Source organism: Pseudomonas sp. PSB18, from assembly GCF_014596565.1.
In the GTDB taxonomy this organism is placed as follows: Bacteria; Pseudomonadota; Gammaproteobacteria; order Pseudomonadales; family Pseudomonadaceae; genus Aquipseudomonas.
Genome location: NZ_NOIN01000022.1, coordinates 1 through 3,032, shown reverse-complemented (window position 1 = coordinate 3,032; position 3,032 = coordinate 1). Strand labels below are relative to the sequence as shown.

Here is a 3,032-nt window from a genome sequence, read left to right as displayed (position 1 = left end):
CAAATTGCTTGGGTGTTATATGGTCAAGCCTCACGGGCAATTAGTACAGGTTAGCTCAACGCCTCACAGCGCTTACACACCCTGCCTATCAACGTCGTAGTCTTCGACGGCCCTTCAGGGAGCTCAAGGCTCCAGTGAGATCTCATCTTGAGGCAAGTTTCCCGCTTAGATGCTTTCAGCGGTTATCTTTTCCGAACATAGCTACCCGGCAATGCCACTGGCGTGACAACCGGAACACCAGAGGTTCGTCCACTCCGGTCCTCTCGTACTAGGAGCAGCCCCTCTCAAATCTCAAACGTCCACGGCAGATAGGGACCGAACTGTCTCACGACGTTCTAAACCCAGCTCGCGTACCACTTTAAATGGCGAACAGCCATACCCTTGGGACCGGCTTCAGCCCCAGGATGTGATGAGCCGACATCGAGGTGCCAAACACCGCCGTCGATATGAACTCTTGGGCGGTATCAGCCTGTTATCCCCGGAGTACCTTTTATCCGTTGAGCGATGGCCCTTCCATACAGAACCACCGGATCACTAAGACCTACTTTCGTACCTGCTCGACGTGTCTGTCTCGCAGTCAAGCGCGCTTTTGCCTTTATACTCTACGACCGATTTCCGACCGGTCTGAGCGCACCTTCGTACTCCTCCGTTACTCTTTAGGAGGAGACCGCCCCAGTCAAACTACCCACCATACACTGTCCTCGATCCGGATAACGGACCTGAGTTAGAACCTCAAAGTTGCCAGGGTGGTATTTCAAGGATGGCTCCACGCAGACTGGCGTCCACGCTTCAAAGCCTCCCACCTATCCTACACAAGCAAATTCAAAGTCCAGTGCAAAGCTATAGTAAAGGTTCACGGGGTCTTTCCGTCTAGCCGCGGATACACTGCATCTTCACAGCGATTTCAATTTCACTGAGTCTCGGGTGGAGACAGCGCCGCCATCGTTACGCCATTCGTGCAGGTCGGAACTTACCCGACAAGGAATTTCGCTACCTTAGGACCGTTATAGTTACGGCCGCCGTTTACCGGGGCTTCGATCAAGAGCTTCGCGTTAGCTAACCCCATCAATTAACCTTCCGGCACCGGGCAGGCGTCACACCCTATACGTCCACTTTCGTGTTTGCAGAGTGCTGTGTTTTTAATAAACAGTCGCAGCGGCCTGGTATCTTCGACCGGCGTGGGCTTACGCAGCAAGTGCTTCACCCTCACCGGCGCACCTTCTCCCGAAGTTACGGTGCCATTTTGCCTAGTTCCTTCACCCGAGTTCTCTCAAGCGCCTTGGTATTCTCTACCCAACCACCTGTGTCGGTTTGGGGTACGGTTCCTGGTTACCTGAAGCTTAGAAGCTTTTCTTGGAAGCATGGCATCAACCACTTCGTCACCCAAAGGGTAACTCGTCATCAGCTCTCGGCCTTAGAATCCCGGATTTACCTAAGATTCCAGCCTACCACCTTAAACTTGGACAACCAACGCCAAGCTGGCCTAGCCTTCTCCGTCCCTCCATCGCAATAACCAGAAGTACAGGAATATTAACCTGTTTTCCATCGACTACGCTTTTCAGCCTCGCCTTAGGGACCGACTAACCCTGCGTCGATTAACGTTGCGCAGGAAACCTTGGTCTTTCGGCGTGGGTGTTTTTCACACCCATTGTCGTTACTCATGTCAGCATTCGCACTTCTGATACCTCCAGCAAGCTTCTCAACTCACCTTCACAGGCTTACAGAACGCTCCTCTACCGCATCACTTACGTGATACCCGTAGCTTCGGTGTATGGTTTGAGCCCCGTTACATCTTCCGCGCAGGCCGACTCGACTAGTGAGCTATTACGCTTTCTTTAAAGGGTGGCTGCTTCTAAGCCAACCTCCTAGCTGTCTAAGCCTTCCCACATCGTTTCCCACTTAACCATAACTTTGGGACCTTAGCTGACGGTCTGGGTTGTTTCCCTTTTCACGACGGACGTTAGCACCCGCCGTGTGTCTCCCATGCTCGGCACTTGTAGGTATTCGGAGTTTGCATCGGTTTGGTAAGTCGGGATGACCCCCTAGCCGAAACAGTGCTCTACCCCCTACAGTGATACATGAGGCGCTACCTAAATAGCTTTCGAGGAGAACCAGCTATCTCCGAGCTTGATTAGCCTTTCACTCCGATCCACAGGTCATCCGCTAACTTTTCAACGGTAGTCGGTTCGGTCCTCCAGTCAGTGTTACCTAACCTTCAACCTGCCCATGGATAGATCGCCCGGTTTCGGGTCTATTCCCAGCGACTAGACGCCCTATTAAGACTCGCTTTCGCTACGCCTCCCCTATTCGGTTAAGCTCGCCACTGAAAATAAGTCGCTGACCCATTATACAAAAGGTACGCAGTCACCCAACAAAGTGGGCTCCCACTGCTTGTACGCATACGGTTTCAGGATCTATTTCACTCCCCTCTCCGGGGTTCTTTTCGCCTTTCCCTCACGGTACTAGTTCACTATCGGTCAGTCAGTAGTATTTAGCCTTGGAGGATGGTCCCCCCATATTCAGACAAAGTTTCTCGTGCTCCGTCCTACTCGATTTCACTTCTAAGATCCTTTCGCGTACAGGGCTATCACCCACTATGGCCGCACTTTCCAGAGCGTTCCGCTAAAATCAAAGAAGCTTAAGGGCTAGTCCCCGTTCGCTCGCCACTACTAAGGGAATCTCGGTTGATTTCTTTTCCTCAGGGTACTTAGATGTTTCAGTTCCCCTGGTTCGCCTCTTGCACCTATGTATTCAGTACAAGATAACCATCTTATGATGGCTGGGTTCCCCCATTCAGACATCTCCGGATCAAAGTCTGTTTGCCGACTCCCCGAAGCTTTTCGCAGGCTACCACGTCTTTCATCGCCTCTGACTGCCAAGGCATCCACCGTATGCGCTTCTTCACTTGACCATATAACCCCAAGCAATCTGGTTATACTGTGAAGACGACATTCGCCGAAAATTCGATCTTGCTCATGAGAGCAACTCACAAATTTTACCTTAGCCTGATCCGTTACCAGTGAAAGTAACGT

Annotated in this window: 1 rRNA gene; it reads right to left on the bottom strand. The window is 51.7% G+C overall.

Annotated features, from left to right (window positions below):
* Positions 1–19 precede the first annotated feature (19 nt).
* Positions 20–2,911, bottom strand: a 23S ribosomal RNA gene (locus CGA22_RS26975).
* Positions 2,912–3,032: the final 121 nt, after the last annotated feature.